The sequence below is a fragment of the Streptomyces sp. NPDC001100 genome, assembly GCF_053598575.1.
In genome coordinates, this window is record NZ_JBSFKO010000012.1 from 164,175 (window position 1) to 180,688 (window position 16,514).

Below are 16,514 nucleotides of genomic sequence, written 5' to 3' on the forward strand. Positions count from 1 at the left end.
GCCCCGCGCCCCCGGAAAATTGCCCCTGGCCAGCGTTTTACAGCCAGCCCTTCTCCCTCGCGATCCGTACCGCCTCCGCCCTGTTCCTCACCGCCAGCTTCTGGATGGCCGTCGACAAGTAGTTGCGGACCGTCCCCTGCGACAAATGAAGGGCCTTTGCCAGTTCCGCGTTCGTCGAACCGTCCGCCGCCGCCCGCAGGACCTCGCGCTCGCGGTCGGTCAGCGGGTTGGCGCCCTCTGCCAGGGCCGCTGCGGCCAGAGTCGGGTCGATGACCCGCTCACCCGCCAGTACCTTCCGTACCGCTGCCGCGAGTTGCGCCGCCGGGGCGTCCTTCACCAGGAACGCGTCCGCGCCCGCCTCCATCGCGCTGCGCAGGTAGCCGGGGCGGCCGAAGGTCGTCAGGACCACCAGCTTCACCTCGGGGAGCGCCTTGTGGACCTGGGCCGCCGCCTCGATGCCGGTGCAGCCGGGCATCTCGATGTCGAGGAGGGCCACGTCCACGGCGTGTTCCCGGGCCGCCGCCAACACCTCGTCGCCGCGCGCCACTTGGGCGACGACCTCGATGTCGTCCTCCAGGCCGAGCAGGGCGGCCAGTGCCTCGCGGACCATCGACTGGTCCTCGGCGAGGAGGACCTTGATCGTACGGCTCATGCCGGGGATCCTACGTCCGCCGAGGTGCTGGGAACGCCCGCGGGCACCCGTGCGACCAGCCTGAAACCGTGCTTGACGCGGGTCGCCTCCAGGGAGCCGCCGACCTTGTCCAGGCGCTCGGTGAGCCCGCACAGACCGTTGCCCGGGCCCTTGCCCGAGCCGCCCGAGCCGTTGTCCTCGACGGAGAGTTCGAGCATCGGGCCGTCCAGGGTCTGGCGCCGGACCAGTTCGACCACACAGCGCTGGGCTCCGCTGTGCCGTACGACGTTGGTGATCGCCTCGCGCAGGGCCCAGGCGAGGGCGGACTCGCTGTCCTCGGGGACGTCGGTGAGGTCCGGTTCGGCGGGGAGGTCGGCCGTGACGCCCGCGGCCGCCAACGCGACCTGGGCGCCCGCGAGTTCGCCGGGGAGGCGGGGGCGGCGGTAGCCGGTGACGGCCTCGCGGACGTCCACCAGGGCCTGGCGGCTGACCTGTTCGATGTCGGCGACCTGCTGGGCCGCCTTGTCGGGGTGGTCGGGGAGCATCCGGCCGGCCAGTTCGCTCTTCAGTGTGATCAGGGAGAGGGAGTGGCCCAGCAGGTCGTGCAGGTCCCGGGCCAGGCGCAACCGCTCCTCGTTGGCCGCCAGTTGGGCGACCGTGGCCCGTGCCTTGCGCAACTCGACGGTCGTGCGCACGAGTTGCCGTACTCCCGTCATGGAGTAGCCCACCAGCAGCACGATCAGGAAGAGGCCCCAGGCGTCGTCCAGGTCGTCGACGAACCAGCCCGCCAGCATCATCGCGGTGGTGGTCAGCGGGATCGTCCAGTACGCGGCGCGCAGCGGAAGGGTGACCCCGCAGGTGACGGAGACGTAGACGAAGAGGCCGAGCCAGGAGTGGCCGAGGGAGAGGGTCAGCGCCACCGCCAGGACCCACAGGACGGCGACCATGGCGCCGACGAGCCAGCCGGCGTAGGCGCGGCCCATGGTGCGGAAGACGACGGCCAGGTAGATCGTGGTGAAGGCCACCAGGCCCGCCCAGCCGGCCGTCGTGGCAGCGGTGGTGTGGTGACCGGCCAGCAGGTCCTGCACCGGCGCGCCGAGGAAGACCAGCCAGGGCAGGATCCACACCAGCTTGCGCAGCACCTCGCTCCGGTTGCGGGGCGGCTGTCCGATCCGGATCAGCCGCTCCACCCTGGCCTTCTCCGGCAGCGGGTCTTCGGTCATCGCGCTCACGCCTTCAGCGTGTCCTTCCGGTACAGCCAGGCCGCCCCGCCCGCGAAGAGCGCGAAGTAGACGACGAGGAGGGTGATGTCCTTGGCGTGGGGCGACCGGCTCTGCTCGATCGCCTGCCCCAGGGCAGCGTACGCGTGCGTGGGCAGCCACTTCGCGATGTCCTGGAGCCAGGTCGGGAAGGTCGTGGACGGGAACCAGAGGCCGCCGAGGATGGACAGTCCGAAGTAGACGATCATCGTGATCGGGCGGACCGCGTCCCCGGAGGCGAGGTAGCCGATGGCGACGCCGAGCGCGGCGAAGACCAGGCTGCCGGCCCAGATCGCGCCGGTCAGCGCGAGCCACTGCCAGGCGTCCAGGCGTACGTCCTTCACCACGGCGGCGACGATGAACACGACCACGATGGACGGCAGGCTGACGACCGCGGCACTCGCGGTCTTGGCGAGGACGTAGCCGCGCCCGGGCAGGGTGGTCAGCCGCAATTGCCGTACCCAGCCGTTCTCGCGCTCCTTGGCGATGCGCTCGCTGTTGCCCATCAGGACGGCCGTCAGGGCGCCGAAGGAGGCCATGGAGACCATGACGTACTTGGCGATGCTCAGGCCGGTGCCGTCGACCGTGCCGGTCTGGTTGGAGACGAGCAGGAAGATCACGGACGGGTAGATCACCGAGAAGAACAGGAACTTGCGGTTGCGCAGGGCGCGGGTGAGTTCCAGTTTGATCAAGCTGTTCATGACTGCTTGGCCTCCTCGGCGGTGGTGATGGCGACGAAGGCCTGTTCCAGGCCGAGTCCGGCGACTTCGAGGTTGCGGGGGTAGACGCCGAGGCCGTAGAGCGCGTGGACGGTCGCGTCGGCGTCGGTGGACTGGATGCGGACCGTCTGGCCCGAGATGTCCACGGAGGTCAGGAAGGGGAGGGACCGGATCGGTGCCTCGTCGATCTCGCCCTCCAGGTCGAAGGCGACCCTGCGGGCGCCCGCCTTGGCCTTGATCTCGGCGGAGGTGCCGTCGGCGAGCAGCCGGCCGCGGTGCAGGACCAGCACACGGTCCGCGATGGCGTCGGCCTCTTCGAGGTAGTGGGTGGCGAAGAGGACCGTACGGCCCTGGTCCGCCTGTTCGCGCATGGTGGCCCAGAAGGCCTGCCGGGCGGAGACGTCCATGCCGGTGGTCGGCTCGTCGAGGACGATCAGGTCGCTGTCGCCGGCGGTCGCGAGGGCGAAGCGGACGCGCTGGGCCTGGCCGCCGGAGAGCTTGTTGACCTTGCGGTCGGCGATCTGGGCGATGCCCGCGCGGGCGATCACGTCGGTGACCTTGTACGGCTTCGGGTGCAAGTCGCAGGCCAGCTTGACCAGTTCACCGACCGTGACCTCGTCCATCAGCCCGCCGCTCTGCAGCATCGCGCCCACCCGGCCGGCGACGATCGCCTCGCGGGGGCTGGTGCCGAAGACGCTGACCGTGCCGCTGTCGGCGTGCTTGAGGCCGAGCAGCAGATCGAGGGTGGTGGACTTGCCGGCCCCGTTCGGCCCCAGCAGGGCCACCGTCTCCCCCGGGTGCAGCGCGAGCGACAGCCCGTCGACGGCCCGGACCTCGCCGTAGCTCTTGCTCACCTGGTCGAACCCGACCACCGGGGTGGCGGTGGTCGCCGCTGTTGTCGTCATGCGTCCATCGTGGCCGCCCGGGGCCGGTGCCCGGCAGTGTCGGCGGTCCGGTGTGGCACATGACAGATGTCATGTCCTACGACCGAGGGGGCACCCGGCGTGGTGCCGGGTGCCCCCTCGGTCGGTCGGACTCGGTCTAGCTGGGGTTGGTGTCGATGATCCCCACCCGGTCGGTCTTGCTGATCAGGGCCTGGCGCAGGGCGCCGTAGACGTCCTGGGGTGTGACGGCGGTCTTCTTGCCGTTGGCCCGGCTGATCAGCACGCCGTCGAAGGTCTGACCGTAGAGCTCCTTCAAGGCGGTCAGGTCGGGCTTGTCGACCAGCTTGCCGTCGACGGCAGTCACCTTGAGGAACTTCCACAGGGAGTTCTGCGGGCTCATCCGGATCGAGTGCGCGGTGTCCGTCTGAACAGTCACGTCCGCGGACATGGCGGGTTCCGCGAAGGCCTTCATCTCGCGGTCGACCTCGGCGTTCGTGACCGTCGGCTGCTTGGTGGTGGTCGGGACCGTCACCGTGGTGGCCGTGTTGGTCTCCACCTCGTTGCGGTACGCCTCCTTCACCGCCGTGACGGACCCGGACGGGTTGATGGCCTTGCCCGCCTTGCCGTAGACGGCGACCGCCTTGCCGGACGTGAACTGGATCGTGCCCTCGGTGACCGCGCCGGAGCCGGAGCCGCCGCCCAGGTCCGCCAGGGCGGCCTGGAGCTTCTCCTCGTCGGCCGGCATGTCGGGCTCGACGACCCGGTGCTGGCCGAAGAGCGAGCCGATCACGGAGACCGGGTTGTAGTCGCTGGTGGCGGCCTTGCTGACGGTGGACGCGAAGTCGAACTGCAGCCCCGCCTGGTCCGGCTTGAGCGAGACGGTCCTGCCGCCCACCGACAGCTTCAGCGGCTTGTTCACCCGGTCGCCGAACGCGTCGTCGAGCTTCTTGACCGCGTCGTCACGGGTGCCGCCGCCGATGTCGACGCCGAGCACCGTGGTGCCCTTGGGCACGTCGGTGTGGTTCATCAGCAGCCCGGCGCCGTAGGCACCACCCGCGATGACGAACACGCCGACGCCCAGCAGGACCAGCTTGCTGCGGCCCTTCTTCTTTTTCTTCGCCGCGCCCTTGCCCGCGTTCTTGGCGGCGGGCGCGCCCTGCGCCGAGCCGGGGTCGGGCAGCTTCGGGGGCGTGTGCGGCAGCGGTCCGTCGGGGTGGGTGCCCGTGCCGAACGGCGCGGTGCCGCTGCCCGGGACGACCGGCATGCCGCTGGTGACGGTGTGTCCGGAGACCTGGTCGGCGGGGGCGCCGTAGCCGGGCACGCCGGGCTGCGTGAGCTTCTGCGGGGTGAGGATCGCGGTGTCGTCGCTGAGCCCGCCGCCGGGGATCGCGCCGGGGAGACTCGCGCCGCCGGCCGTGACGGGGCCGCCGAGGCCCATGGCGGGGCTGCCTGCGCCGGGGCCACCAGGGCCTGTGCCAGGACCGCCGGGGCCCGCGCCCGGACCACCAGGACCGCCGGGTCCTCCAGGACCACCCGGGCCCCTGCCACGACCGCTGTGCCTGCCGGGGGCCGCACCACCGGGGCCACCCGGGCCGCCGGCCGCACCCTGGCCGCCCGGGCCGTCGGCATAGCCGCTCAGCGCGCTGGGTGCGCCCGGTGCTCCGCCCGTGGGGCCGGGCGGCAGCATCAGGCCGTCGCCGGTGACCGGGCCGCCGGTCGGGCCCGCGGGGCCTTCGGGACCGCCCTGACCGCCGCGCCCGTTCGGGCCGTTGAAACCGCTGGGTCCACCGGGGCCGCCCGGGGCGCCGGGTCCGACGCCCTGGCCGTCGGCTCCGGGGAACTGCTCGAAGCGCGCGCCGTGACCGTTGGTCCCGGGGAAACCCTGTCCGTTGGAACCGGGGTAGCCGCCCTGGGCGCCCTGACCGCCGGGCCCGGGGAAACCTCCCTGCTCGCTGCCCTGGACCTCGGCTCCGGGAAGGCCGCCCTGCTCGCCCTGCCCGTTCCCCGAGAAGTACGGCAGCTCGTCGCGGCGCGGTTCGCCGGGGCCGGCACCCGGACGGGAACCGTTGCCCAGCGAGCCGGCCGCCAGTGCCTCGGTCACATCGAAGGAACCGGTGCCGCCGCCGTGCCCGGGGGCAACTGGTCCGCCACCGGTGGCACCGGCGAACCCGGCACCGTTCGTACCGCCGTTCGCGCCGCCCGGCCGGGAAGCACTCGGCAGGCCCATGGCACCGACCACACCGCCGGGCCGGCCGCCGGTCGGCCGCGCGGCCCCGGGCGCACCCGCGGCCGGAGCGCCGGCACTCGGGGTCCCGGCGGCCGAACCGCCCGGGATTCCGGCGCCGTTGGTGCCGCCACCGCCCTGACCGCCCTTCGGGGGGCCGGACTTGCGGGGCGCGAACCAGTCGCTGGTCTTCTCCTCGGGCGCGGGCAGGGCGAGTTCGGCGGTCGGTTCGACGACTCCCGTGGGCAGCGCGGAACTCGGCAACTGCGTCTCCGCAGTCGCGGACCCGCCGGCGGACTCGGTGTCCGCGACGGGCGTGCGCACGACGACCGGCGGAATCGGCCGCGACCCCGGGATGTTGATCCGGATCCGGGTCGTCAGCGTCGTCTCGGTCTTGCGTTCCTCCGGCTGCGCGGCCGAACGCCCCGCATCCGTACGGTCGTCGGAAGCCGCGGGCGTCCCGTACGGCGGGGTCCCCGAGGGGTAAGCGGCTCCGCCGCGCCCGTCGGGCCCGGAGGACGGAGTGTCAGTTTCACGACTCAAGGCAGGTTCTCCCGGTTGGCTCCGCCGCCCGACACCCGCGGGCGACTCGGCGGCGCGCACCACCATACTGGCCACTTCTTGGCGGGATCCCACGGCCGCTGGGGAAACCCACACCGGACTCGCACGCGCGCGTCACCGCGAAGTGGTACGTCACTTGCCAAGTCGGACGTCAGGGCCGGTTGGTTGCCGCCCCAAACCCAACGTGGCGCAGATCACAGCAACAGCCATTCCGCCGAGCAGGAAGAGATAGGAACCGACTCCCGCGCCGAAGAGGAAGTCCCCTTCCGGGCGGCTGGCGGTGAGCAGCACGACGGCGACCATCCAGCCGGCCGCGGGCGCCACGGCCCCGCCCCGGCCGCCGGCCGCTCTCGCCCCGCCGAGGAACAGCCCGCCCGCTCCGGCGAGCGCGAGCAGCAGCCCGCCGGGGAACCAGGCGCCCTGCACCAGCGCACCGGCCGCCCCGACGAGCGCGCCGAGCACGAAGAGCCCGAGGTAGGCCAACACCCGTGGTCCGGAAGGCCGTTGCAGCGGCTGGGCGAGCAGGCTTCCGCCGCCTTGATTCGCGCTCATCACAGGCCCAGCCCTTCGAAGAGGTCGGTCTCGGGCGCCGGACCGCCGGCCTCGCCCTTGACCAACTCGTAGTACTCGGTGGTGAGAATCGGCTGCGCGAGGTAGTTGGAGAGCACGAAGTACGGATCGTCCGGGGCGACTTCGATCTGGGTCGCGTGCGCGCGCATCGCGGCGGTCTTGGCGGCGGCGTACTCGGTGCCGTCGATCGCGGTGGTGATCCGCCCGTCGTCCACGACACCCGGTACGTCGTTCACGGCGGCCGTGGCGGCGAAGGGCAGCTCCGGCAGCGCGTCCCGCAGCCGCGCGAAGCCTTCCTCGACGACGGTCCGGGGTACGCGGTTCCAGTAGACCTTGGCGATCGACTGCCCTGCGTCGGCTGCGAGTTCGGCCGCGCGCATGGCGACGCGGTGGGCCTGGATGTGGTCGGGATGGCCGTAGCCGCCGTCGGGGTCGTAGGTGACCAGGACCTGCGGGCGCACCTCGCGGATCACCTCGACGAGGTGTCCGGCGGCCTCGTCGACGTCGGCCTGCCAGAAGCAGTCCGGGTCGTCGTTGTCCGCGGTGCCCATCATCCCGGAGTCCTGGTAGCGACCGGCACCGCCGAGGAGACGGACGTCACGGACTCCGAGCTCGCCCATCGCGGCGTCGAGCTCGCCCGCCCGGTGTTTCCCGAGCGCGGCACCCGTCAGGTGCCGCGACGCGGGCGGAATGACCTCACCGTGCTCACCGAGGGTGCAGGTGACCAGCGTCACGTGGGCACCCTCGGCCGCGTACCTGGCCATGGTCGCGCCGTTGTTGATCGACTCGTCGTCCGGATGCGCGTGCACGAGCAGCAGACGGCGAGCGCAGCGAGATGGGGGTCCCCCCGCCCGCAGGGTGGGGGAGGGCAGTTCGGTCATGTGCCCACCCTAAAGGCGGGCCGTCAGAACTTGATGCTGCCGATCATGCTCGCGATGTTCGTCGTGAGATCGCTGATCGTGGGCGCGATGGTCGAGGAGGCCAGATAGAACCCGAGGAGGACACAGACGACCGCGTGTCCGCCCTTCAGCCCTGATTTCTTGACCAGAAGGAAGACGACGATCGCCAGCAGCACCACCGCCGAAATCGAGAGTGCCACGGCGGCTCACCTCCAATGATCCCAGGGACTAGGGGGGTCGGACTATGGGGGCAATGGACCCATGGCGTGGATCCGTAGAGCAAATCCATACAGCAGCCAGCAGGTTCATACCCACCCAGCGCCAGTGATCATAACTATCCGCGCTCGCGCATCGCTCGGCGCACAGCCGCACAAGGGGGCGCATGGCCAATATGGTCGGGGCATGACGACCGAGACCGACTCCTTCCCCCGACGGCACGCCCGTACCCAGCGGTTCACGCTCGGCGCGCCGCGCGCGTTCAGCGTGGCGCCCGATGGTTCGCGGGTCGTGTTCCTGCGCTCCCCCTCCGGCACGGACCGGGCGAACGCGCTGTGGGTCCTCGATCCGGCGGGCGGCGAGGAGCGCGTCGCGGCCGATCCGCGCGCCCTCCTGGGCGGCGCCTCGGAGCACCTCTCGCCCGAGGAGCGGGCGCGCCGCGAACGCACCCGTGAGGGCGGTGCGGGGATCGTCGGCTACGCCACCGACAGCGAGGTCGAGTTGGCGTCTTTCGCCTTGTCAGGGCGGCTTTTCACGGCCGAGCTGCGGGCCGGCACGGCACGTGAACTCCCCGTCCCCGGGCCGGTGATCGACCCCCGCCCGGCCCCCGACGGACGGCACATCGCCTACGTCACCGGCGGCGCCCTGCGGGTCGTGGGGGCCGAGGGAGAGGGCGACCGGGCGCTGGCCGAGCCGGAGTCGGAACAAGTCACCTACGGACTGGCCGAGTTCATCGCGGCCGAGGAGATGAGCCGTACCCGCGGCTTCTGGTGGTCGCCGGACTCGGACCGGCTGCTGGTCGCCCGCGTGGACGACACGCCGGTGGAGCGCTGGTGGATCGCCGACCCGGCCCACCCGGAGCGTGAGCCCCGGCAGGTCGCGTATCCGGCGGCGGGGACGGCCAACGCGGAGGTGCGGCTGTATGTGATCGGGTTGAACGGGGTGCGCACAGAGGTCGCCTGGGACCGGACGCGGTACCCGTATCTGGCGCGAGTGCACTGGTCAGCGGCGGGTGCGCCGCTGCTGCTCGTGCAGGCGCGGGACCAGCGCAGCCAGCTGTTCCTGGCCGTGGAGCCGGACACCGGGGCGACCCGGATGGTGCATGCCGACGAAGATCCAATTTGGCTTGATCTTTTCCCTGGCGTGCCCTGTTGGAGCCCCTCCGGACGGCTCGTGCGGATCGCCGACGAGGGGGGCGCCCGGGTCCTCTCGGTCGGTGGACGCCCGCTCACCGGACCGCAGTTGCACGTCCGCGCGGTGCTGGACGTCTCGGACGACAATGTGCTGGTCGCGGCCTCGGCGGGCGAGGCAGCGGCCGCCCCGGAGATCGGCGAGGTGCATGTCTACCGGGTCAACGAACTCGGCCTGGAGCGCGTCTCGCAGGAGCCCGGCGTGCACTCGGCGGTACGCGCCGGGGGCGTGACCATCCTGCTGTCGGCGGTGCCGGACCGGCCGGGCACGCAGGTACAGGTGCTGCGCGAGGGCAAGAAGACGGTGACGGTCGCGTCGTACGCCGAAGATCCCGGTATGTCCCCGCGCATCACGTTCACCGAGGGGGGCGCACGCCGCGTCCCGTGCGCCCTGCTTATGCCACGGGACTACGACGGCACCAGCCCGCTCCCGGTTCTGCTGGATCCGTACGGCGGTCCGCACGGTCAGCGGGTGGTCGCCGCGCACAACGCGCACCTCACCTCGCAGTGGTTCGCCGACCAGGGTTTCGCGGTGCTCGTCGCCGACGGGCGGGGCACGCCGGGCCGCTCGCCGGCATGGGAGAAGGCGATCAGGGACGACGTGGCGGCGGTCACCCTTGAGGACCAGATCGACGCGCTCCAGGCACTCGCGGCCGACTTCCCGCTCGACCTCGGCCGGGCCGCGATCCGGGGCTGGTCGTTCGGCGGCTACCTGGCCGCCCTCGCCGCGCTGCGCCGTCCCGACGTCTTCCACGCGGCGGTCGTCGGCGCACCGGTCACCGACCTGCGGCTGTACGACACCCACTACCAGGAGCGGTACATCGGGCACCCCGCCGAGCAGCCCGAGGTCTACCGGCGCAACTCCGTGATCGACGACGCGGGCCTGGTGGACGCGGCCGAGCCGCACCGCCCGATGCTGATCGTCCACGGCCTCGCCGACGACAACGTGGTGGTCGCCCACTCCCTGCGCCTGTCCTCGGCCCTGCTCGCGGCGGGCCGCCCGCACGAGGTGCTCCCCCTGTCCGGGGTGACGCACATGACCCCGCAGGAGACGGTGGCGGAGAACCTGCTGCTCCTGCAACTGGACTTCCTGCGGCGCGCGTTGGGGCTCCCCCGCTGACAACGGGCAACGGACCGGGGCGACATGGCGCGCCCCGGTCCGTTTACGGCACCCGCACGGCCGTACGTTGTTCAGGTTGACGCGTCCGTATATCGAGATAGGGTCGGCCGAGTTGCCTGCGTGTTAACGCGGTTGATGCCTGTTTGTGCGGTTATTCCGCCCCGTTTCCAAGATCGCCCGGAGTCTCTTCCGGCGGTACGACCGTCTTCTCCTCCGCGAAGTGACAGGCCGAGTCGTGCGCGGCGGGCCCGCTCACGAGCCGGAACTCGGCCGGTACGGCGAGCAGCGGCACCTCCAGCGCGCAGCGCTCCTGGGCCTTCCAGCAGCGGGTGCGGAAGCGGCAGCCGGACGGGACGTTCGTCGGGGACGGCACGTCGCCGGACAGGATGATCCGCTCCCGGTGCTCACGCGCGTCGGGGTCGGGCACGGGGACGGCGGACAGTAGCGCCTGGGTGTACGGGTGCGTCGGGTGGTCGTAGATCTCCTCGTCCCTGCCGATCTCCACGATCCGCCCGAGGTACATCACCCCGACCCGGTCCGAGATGTGCCGGACGATCGACAGGTCGTGGGCGATGAAGACGTAGGAGAGGTCGAACTCGTCCTGGAGGCGGTCGAGGAGGTTGATGACCTGGGCCTGCACGGAGACGTCGAGCGCGGAGACAGGTTCGTCGGCGACGATGACCTCGGGGCGGAGGGCCAACCCCCTTGCGATGCCGATGCGTTGGCGCTGGCCGCCGGAGAACTGGTGCGGATACCTGTTGATGTACTCGGGGTTGAGTCCCACCACGTCCAGCAGATCCTGAACCCGCTTGCGCCGGTCGCCTTTTGGGGCCACCTCGGGGTGGATCTCGAACGGCTCCCCGATGATGTCGCCCACCGTCATCCGGGGGTTGAGGGAGGTGTACGGGTCCTGGAACACCATCTGGATGTTGCGGCGGGCGGTCTTCAGGGCGCGGCCGGACATCTTGCTGATGTCCTCGCCCTTGAACTTGATCGACCCTTCCGTCGGCCGCTCGAGATTGACCAGCATCTTGGCGACAGTTGACTTGCCGCAGCCGGACTCCCCCACGATGCCGAGGGTCTCGCCCTTGCCCAGGGTGAAGTCGACACCGTCGACAGCCTTGACGGCACCGACCTGCTTCTTGAACAGGATGCCCTGGGTCAACGGGTAGTGCTTGACCAGTCCGGTCACTTCGAGGATCGGCTCAACTGTTGATCCGGCTCGACCTGTTGACTCAACCATTGAGGCACTCCCTCCAGAAGTGGCAGGCGCTGCCCCGGTGTTGATCAACCTCGTACAGCTCGGGTTCATCGGTCCGGCACACGTCCTGGGCCATCGGACAGCGGGGGTTGAAGGCGCAGCCGGGCGGGATGTGCATCAGGTTCGGCGGGAGGCCCTTGATGGCGTAGAGCTCCTGGCCCTTCTGGTCCAGACGCGGGATGGAGTCGAGCAGGCCGCGGGTGTACGGGTGGGCGGGCGCCTTGTAGATGTCGTGGACCGGGGCCGACTCGACGATCCGGCCCGCGTACATCACGGCGATCTTGTCGGCGACGTCCGCGACGACTCCGAGGTCGTGGGTGATGAGGATGAGCCCCATGTTGAGCTCGCGCTGCAACTCGGCGAGCAGGTCCATGACCTGGGCCTGGACGGTGACGTCGAGGGCGGTGGTGGGTTCGTCGGCGATGATGAGCGCGGGTTCCAGGGCGAGCGCCATCGCGATCATGATGCGCTGGCGCATACCGCCGGAGAACTGGTGGGGGTAGTCCCGGACGCGCTCCTTGGCGGCCGGGATCCGCACCCGCTCCATGAGCTCGACGGCCTTGGCGCGCGCGTCCTTCCTCGACATCCCCTTGTGCACGACGAACATCTCGCCGAGCTGATCCCCCACGGAGAGCACGGGGTTGAGCGAGGACAGCGCGTCCTGGAAGATCATCGCCATCTCGGCGCCGCGGACCTTGCGCCGCTCCTCCTCCTTGAACTTCAGCAGGTCCTGGCCACGGAAGAGGATCTCGCCGCCGGTGATCTTCCCGGGCGGCACGTCCAGGATCCCCATCACGGCCTGCGCGGTCACGGACTTCCCGGACCCCGACTCCCCCAGCACGGCGAGGGTCTCCCCCTCGTCCACGCTGTAGTTGACCCCGTTGACGGCCTTGGCGACCCCGTCCCTGGTCCTGAACTCCACGTGCAGATCCCGCACTTCGAGCAGCATGACGCCGGTCACCTCGCCTTCGGATCAAGTGCGCCGCACACGGCGCCGCCGAACACACCGGCCCCGGCCCCGACTTGGACCGGTCCGGCCGGAGCGCACCGAGCGGACCGCACACCCTGCGGCTCCCACCGCACGCCACGCAGTTCCGCCGTCAGCACGCCGTCACCCCGACTCCGGCTCGCAGAGCCGGCCGGGCGTCCGCGCCCCGGTCACCGGGCGCCGGCCCGCCGGTCGGGGCCGGCTGCCACCTCGCGGCGCCAGGACCGCCGTACACGGTGGGCTTCGGCACGGTTGCCGGTTGCCCGCGCCGGATCCCCGGGGCGGCCGCCCCGCTCCTCACCTCGCGCCCTTCCACCATCACAGCGCCGTCACCTCAGCTTCGGGTCGAGGGCGTCGCGCACCGCGTCGCCGAGCATGATGAACGCGAGGACGGTGATCGCGAGGGCTCCGGCCGGCCAGAGGAGCATGTGGGGGGCGTTGCGGATGTAGGCGGAGGCCGAGGAGATGTCGATGCCCCAGCTGACCGTGGGGGGCTTGAGGCCTACGCCGAGGTAGGACAGGGTCGCCTCCAGGGAGATGTACGTGCCGAGCGCGATGGTGGCGACCACGATCACCGGGGCTACCGCGTTCGGGGTGATGTGCCGTAGCAGGAGGCGGGAGTTGGAGGCGCCCAGTGCCCGCGCGGCCTGGACGTAGTCGTTCTGTTTGGCGGTGATGACCGAGCCGCGCGCGATGCGGGAGATCTGTGGCCAGCCGAGCAGCACCATGAAGCCGATGACCGGCCAGACCGTGTTGCTGGTGACCACGGACAGCAGGACCAGGCCGCCGAGGACCACCGGGATCGCGAAGAAGATGTCCGTGAGGCGGGAGAGGATCGAGTCCCACGCCCCGCCGAAGAAGCCCGCGAGTCCGCCCAGGGCCGAGCCGAGGATCGCGACTCCCAGCGTGGCGAGGACGCCGACCGTGACCGACGTACGGGCGCCGTAGACCGTGCGGGTGTAGACGTCGCAGCCCTGGCCGTCGTAGCCGAAGGGATGGCCCGGCTGGGAGCCCTCCTGGGCCTTTGCGAGGTTGCACTTGAGGGGGTTTCCGGAGGCGATCAGGGACGGCCACAGGGAGATGACCACCAGGAAGAGGATGACCAGCGCGGAGATGATGAAGACCGGGTTGCGGCGCAGGTCGCGCCAGGCGTCGGACCAGAGGCTGCGGGGCCGCTCCTGCGGGCCGGTGCCGTCCGGTCCCCCGGGTGTCTTCTCCAGCGTCTCCGCCTCGCTCGTGGCGAGGTCCATCGCGCCGCCCGCGCCGGTCCCGGCGATGGCGCGATCCGGCTCGAACGGCTGCTCAGGCATAGCGGATCCTCGGGTCGAGTACGGCGTACAGGAGGTCGACTAGCAGGTTGGCGACCAGGAAGACGAGGACGAGGACCGTCACGAAGCCGACCACGGTCTGCGTGTTCTGCCGCACGATCCCCTGGTAGATCTGGTAGCCGACGCCGTGGATGTTGAAGATCCGCTCGGTGACGATCGCGCCGCCCATCAGGGCGCCGATGTCGGTGCCGATGAAGGTGACCACCGGGATGAGCGAGTTGCGGAGGAGGTGGCGGACGATCACCCGGCGTCTGGGCAGGCCCTTCGCGACGGCCGTGCGGACGTAGTCGGAGCGCCGGTTCTCCGCGATGGACGTCCGGGTCAGCCGGGTGACGTAGGCGAGCGAGACCGAGGCCAGGACCAGGCCGGGCACGATCAGTTCGCCGAAGGTCGCTTCCGAGGAGACGGAGGGTTTGATCCAGCCCCACTCGACGCCGAGCAGCAGTTGCAGCAGCAGACCGGTGACGAAGGTCGGGATGGAGATGACGACGAGGGTGAGCAGCAGCACCCCGGTGTCGACCGGACGGCCGCGCTTGAGACCGGTGATCACACCGAGCGTGATGCCGACGACGACCTCGATGACGATCGCCACGATGGTCAGCCGGATGGTGACGGGGAACGCGGTCGCCATCAGCTCGGTGACCTTCTGGCCGTTGAACGCCGTACCGAAGTCACCGGTGAAGATGTTCCCCAAGTAGGTCAGGTACTGCTGCCACAGGGGCTTGTCGAGGCCGAACTCCTTCTTGAGCTGGGCGGCCGTCGCCGGGTCGCACTGCCGGTCGCCGCACAGGCCCGCGATGGGGTCGCCCATCACGTTCACCATCAGGAAGATCAGCAGTGTGGCGCCGATGAAGACCGGGATCATCTGCAGCAGTCGCCGGACGACGTACCGTCCCATGCGGGCTCAGCCGACCTTGATCTCGTTGTACACGGGGACGCTGAACGGGTTGAGCGCCACGTTGGAGAGCCGGTCCGAGTAGCCCGCGCTGCCGTTCTGGTACCAGAGCGGGATGGCGGCCATGTTGTCCCGTACGACACCCTCGGCCTGCTGGAAGAGCTTGATCGCCTTGCCGGTGTCGGTCTCCGCGTTGGCCTGGTTCACGAGCTTGTCGAAGTCCTTGTTGGACCACTGGCCGTCGTTGGAGGAGGCGTTGGTGTAGTACAGCGGCTGGAGGAAGTTCTGGATGAGCGGGTAGTCCATCTGCCAGCCGGCCCGGAACGGCCCGGTCATCTTGTGCTGGCCGATCTGGTTGCGGAAGTCGGCGAAGGTGCCGACCGGGTTGCCGACGCACGCCTTGTCGTTGTCGAGCGCGTTGTTGATGGAGTTGCACACGGCGTCCACCCACTCCTTGTGCGAGCCCGTGTCCGCGTTGTACGTGATCTTGACCTGGCCGCCGGGCAGCCCGCCGCCCTCCTGGACCAGCTTCTTGGCCTCGGTCGGGTTGTACTTGCAGGAGTCCCCGCACAGCCCGTCCTGGAAGCCGCCGGCGGTACCGAGCACCGGTGAGGTCCAGTCGGTGGCGGGGGTACGGGTCTTCTGGAAGATCGTGCTGGTGATCTGGTCCCGGTTGATCGCCATGGACAGGCCCTGGCGGACCTTCTCCGAGCCGCTCTTGTTCCAGTTCTTGTCGTAGTACGGGAACGCGAGCGTCTGGATGATCCCGGCGGGCGTGTTGATGTACCGGCCGCCGAGGTCGCTCTTGACGTTCTTGAGCTGCGAGGCCGGGATGTCGTCGACGAGGTCGAGGTTGCCGGCCATCAGGTCGGTGTAGGCGGTGTTGTTGTCGGTGTAGACCTTGAGGGTCACGCCACCGTTCTGCGCCTTGTCCGCACCCGTGTAGCCGTCCCACTTCTTGAGCTGCATCTGCGAGCCCTTGGTGTACGACTCGATGGTGTACGGGCCGTTGCCGACCGGCTTCTTCAGCCAGCCGGCGTGGTCGGAGAAGAACGTCGACGGCAGCGGCGAGTAGGCCGCGTAGCCGAGGGTGTCCGGGAAGGTGGAGAACTTCTGGGTGAGCTTGACGGTGAAGGTGTCGGTGCCGGTCACCTTGAGCCCGGAGAGGGTGGTCGCGGACTGCGAGCCGCTGTCGGGGTGGACCTTGTCGTAGCCGTCGATGTACCCGAAGAAGTACGCGTTCTTCTGGTTGTTCTTGAGGCTGGCGCCGTAGTTCCACGCGTCGACGAAGGACTTCGCGGTGACGGCCTCGCCGTTGCTGAACTTCCAGCCGCTCTTGATGGTGACCGTGAAGTTCTGCGAGTCCGTGCTCTCGATCTTGTCGGCGAGCATGTCCTCGGCCTTGCCGGTCTTCGCGTTGTAGCGCTTGAGACCGCGGAAGACCATGTCGAGGACCTTGCCGCCCTGCACCTCGTTGGTGTTGGCCGGCTCCAGCGGGTTCTGCGGGTCTCCCCAGGAGGCACTGAGCACCGCGCTGCCGTCACCGCCACCGCTGCTGCTGCCGCCGCTGCTCCCACAGGCGGTCGCCGCGAGGGCTACCGCCGCCGCGCAAGCGGCCCATTTGGCGTGCGTGGCTCCACGCATCGAGTGCCTCCTCAGGAAAGCCGACCCAGGCCGATCCAGATCGATCCATTACCGGCCAATATCTGCACAAATTGGGCACCTCGCACACGCAGCCACCCGAATGCAGCACAGGCCATGCGTGAGAG

At 70.2% G+C, this 16,514-nt stretch carries 14 protein-coding genes; 1 reads left to right on the forward strand and 13 read right to left on the reverse strand.

What is annotated here, in order from left to right:
• Positions 1 to 37: 37 nt before the first annotated feature.
• From ACWDEW_RS19690 to ACWDEW_RS19725, 8 genes are all read right to left on the reverse strand, one after another.
• On the reverse strand, positions 38 to 652 hold the full coding sequence (locus tag ACWDEW_RS19690) for a response regulator (RefSeq protein ID WP_381243112.1): 615 nt from the start codon (positions 650 to 652) through the stop codon (positions 38 to 40).
• Entirely contained in the window at positions 649 to 1,863 is a 1,215-nt protein-coding gene (locus ACWDEW_RS19695; protein ID WP_450514225.1) for a sensor histidine kinase, read from the reverse strand. Before ACWDEW_RS19695 ends, ACWDEW_RS19690 begins: the two co-directional genes overlap by 4 nt.
• Positions 1,860 to 2,591: an ABC transporter permease gene (locus tag ACWDEW_RS19700; RefSeq protein ID WP_450514226.1), complete on the reverse strand. Its 732-nt coding sequence runs from the start codon at positions 2,589 to 2,591 to the stop codon at positions 1,860 to 1,862. The genes ACWDEW_RS19695 and ACWDEW_RS19700 overlap by 4 nt, the downstream gene beginning before the upstream one ends.
• On the reverse strand, positions 2,588 to 3,514 hold the full coding sequence (locus tag ACWDEW_RS19705; RefSeq protein ID WP_450514227.1) for an ABC transporter ATP-binding protein: 927 nt from the start codon (positions 3,512 to 3,514) through the stop codon (positions 2,588 to 2,590). Before ACWDEW_RS19705 ends, ACWDEW_RS19700 begins: the two co-directional genes overlap by 4 nt.
• Before the next feature lie 136 nt (positions 3,515 to 3,650).
• Positions 3,651 to 6,260 (reverse strand): hypothetical protein, encoded by a 2,610-nt coding sequence (locus tag ACWDEW_RS19710; RefSeq protein ID WP_450514228.1) that lies wholly within the window; start codon positions 6,258 to 6,260, stop codon positions 3,651 to 3,653.
• Between the two features lie 150 nt (positions 6,261 to 6,410).
• Positions 6,411 to 6,830: a DUF6113 family protein gene (locus ACWDEW_RS19715; RefSeq protein ID WP_450514229.1), complete on the reverse strand. Its 420-nt coding sequence runs from the start codon at positions 6,828 to 6,830 to the stop codon at positions 6,411 to 6,413.
• On the reverse strand, positions 6,830 to 7,729 hold the full coding sequence (mshB, locus tag ACWDEW_RS19720; RefSeq protein ID WP_450514230.1) for an N-acetyl-1-D-myo-inositol-2-amino-2-deoxy-alpha-D-glucopyranoside deacetylase: 900 nt from the start codon (positions 7,727 to 7,729) through the stop codon (positions 6,830 to 6,832). Before mshB ends, ACWDEW_RS19715 begins: the two co-directional genes overlap by 1 nt.
• Before the next feature lie 23 nt (positions 7,730 to 7,752).
• On the reverse strand, positions 7,753 to 7,947 hold the full coding sequence (locus ACWDEW_RS19725; RefSeq protein ID WP_019058412.1) for a hypothetical protein: 195 nt from the start codon (positions 7,945 to 7,947) through the stop codon (positions 7,753 to 7,755).
• Positions 7,948 to 8,149: 202 nt separating this feature from the next.
• Between ACWDEW_RS19725 and ACWDEW_RS19730 the strand changes: the two genes are divergently transcribed.
• Positions 8,150 to 10,273 (forward strand): prolyl oligopeptidase family serine peptidase, encoded by a 2,124-nt coding sequence (locus ACWDEW_RS19730; protein WP_450514231.1) that lies wholly within the window; start codon positions 8,150 to 8,152, stop codon positions 10,271 to 10,273.
• 151 nt (positions 10,274 to 10,424) lie between these two features.
• On the opposite strand, the gene ACWDEW_RS19735 is transcribed toward ACWDEW_RS19730, so the two are convergent.
• The 5 genes from ACWDEW_RS19735 to ACWDEW_RS19755 form a co-directional block, all read right to left on the reverse strand.
• Positions 10,425 to 11,516 carry an ABC transporter ATP-binding protein gene (locus ACWDEW_RS19735; RefSeq protein ID WP_450514232.1) on the reverse strand — a complete coding sequence of 364 codons (1,092 nt, stop codon included), beginning with the start codon at positions 11,514 to 11,516 and terminating at the stop codon, positions 10,425 to 10,427.
• Positions 11,509 to 12,483: an ABC transporter ATP-binding protein gene (locus ACWDEW_RS19740; protein WP_450514233.1), complete on the reverse strand. Its 975-nt coding sequence runs from the start codon at positions 12,481 to 12,483 to the stop codon at positions 11,509 to 11,511. Before ACWDEW_RS19740 ends, ACWDEW_RS19735 begins: the two co-directional genes overlap by 8 nt.
• A gap of 368 nt (positions 12,484 to 12,851) precedes the next feature.
• The gene (locus ACWDEW_RS19745) at positions 12,852 to 13,832 is read right to left on the reverse strand and encodes an ABC transporter permease (protein WP_450514234.1); all 981 of its coding nucleotides are present in this window, start codon (positions 13,830 to 13,832) and stop codon (positions 12,852 to 12,854) included.
• Positions 13,825 to 14,748 carry an ABC transporter permease gene (locus ACWDEW_RS19750; RefSeq protein ID WP_450514235.1) on the reverse strand — a complete coding sequence of 308 codons (924 nt, stop codon included), beginning with the start codon at positions 14,746 to 14,748 and terminating at the stop codon, positions 13,825 to 13,827. Before ACWDEW_RS19750 ends, ACWDEW_RS19745 begins: the two co-directional genes overlap by 8 nt.
• Before the next feature lie 6 nt (positions 14,749 to 14,754).
• Positions 14,755 to 16,389 (reverse strand): peptide ABC transporter substrate-binding protein, encoded by a 1,635-nt coding sequence (locus ACWDEW_RS19755; protein WP_450514236.1) that lies wholly within the window; start codon positions 16,387 to 16,389, stop codon positions 14,755 to 14,757.
• Positions 16,390 to 16,514: the final 125 nt, after the last annotated feature.